Origin of the sequence: Collinsella sp., assembly GCF_052346665.1 — a bacterium.
Classification (GTDB): Bacteria; Actinomycetota; Coriobacteriia; order Coriobacteriales; family Coriobacteriaceae; genus Collinsella.
Genome location: NZ_DAWDUX010000020.1, coordinates 1 through 523, shown reverse-complemented (window position 1 = coordinate 523; position 523 = coordinate 1). Strand labels below are relative to the sequence as shown.

The 523-nt window shown below is 63.7% G+C and carries 1 protein-coding gene; it reads left to right on the top strand.

Annotated elements, in window-relative coordinates:
* Positions 1-13 precede the first annotated feature (13 nt).
* The coding region (locus ACT8II_RS05035) for a Maf family protein (RefSeq protein WP_443813179.1) at positions 14-523 on the top strand (510 nt) is incomplete at its 3' end.

Genomic DNA, 523 nt, shown 5'->3' with positions numbered 1-523 from the left:
ACGGCATCCAGCTGTGATCCTCGCATCCCAATCTCCTCGACGCATCGAGCTCATGGGCGAGGCGGGCTTCGAGATCCGCGTGATCCCCGCCGACATCGACGAGTCCGTCCTCCCCGGTGAGGGGCCGTTTGAGCTCGTTGAGCGCCTTGCTCGCGCCAAAGCGCAGGCCGTTGCGCGGCAGCACGCCGAACTCGACGAGCCTGTGATCGCCGCCGACACCATCGTCGCTTTGGACGGCGAGCTCCTTGGAAAGCCCGCTGGCAAGGCCGATGCGCGCCGTATGCTGCATAGCCTGTCAGGCAAGACCCACCAGGTCGCCACGGGCGTCTGCATCGCGCGGGGAGATTCCGTCAATTCCTTCGTCGACATCACGGACGTCACTTTCTACGAGCTGACCGACGCCGAAATCGACGCTTACGTCGAAACCGGTGAGCCGATGGACAAGGCGGGCGCCTATGGCATCCAAGGCCAACATGGCCGCATGCTCGTCGAGAAGATCGACGGTGACTTCTACAACGTGGTC